Raw genomic sequence first — 566 nt, forward strand, 5'->3', positions numbered from 1 at the left:
GAACACAACCTCAAGGAGGTGACTGGAGGGTTCCTTCGAATGCTGATGGAGCCTAGCTTCACCCTCGACCCAACATGAGCCTATGACATTAGGGCCCACGCGGCCGATCCAAGACCTGCCGGAGAAATAGGCGAACGTCTTCCAACCCTCTGTGACGGACTTACAGGGCTTGATCTTGGCGCTGGTGCCACATATAGTACCAATATGGGCCACACGCCACAGGTTGTACTTGACACGAATGTCCTTTACTCGGGGCTTCGCTCCAGGCGGGGTGCCTCCTTCACGCTCCTTTCGCTTCTCGGGTCTGACCGGTTTGAAATCCATTTGTCAGTTCCCCTCGTGTTAGAGTACGAAGAGGTGCTTCGAGATCGAAAGCATGATCTGGAGTTGACGGAAACAGATATTACTGATGCAATTGATTACCTGTGCAGGATTGGGAGGCATCATGAGATCCACTTTCTGTGGCGCCCACGTTTGAAGGACCCAGACGACGAGATGATCTTGGAGCTTGCTGTGGAGGCCGGTTGCGATTGCATCGTGACCTACAACAAAGACGACTTCCCAGG

1 protein-coding gene is annotated in these 566 nt (G+C 53.5%); it reads left to right on the top strand.

Features of this window, described 5'->3' with window-relative positions:
* Positions 1 to 204: 204 nt before the first annotated feature.
* A partial coding sequence (locus EXE46_RS16290) for a putative toxin-antitoxin system toxin component, PIN family (RefSeq protein ID WP_137689371.1) occupies positions 205 to 566 on the top strand: 362 nt, incomplete at its 3' end.

It is taken from the genome of Halorubrum sp. GN11_10-6_MGM, assembly GCF_005435165.1.
Lineage (GTDB): Archaea > Halobacteriota > Halobacteria > Halobacteriales > Haloferacaceae > Halorubrum.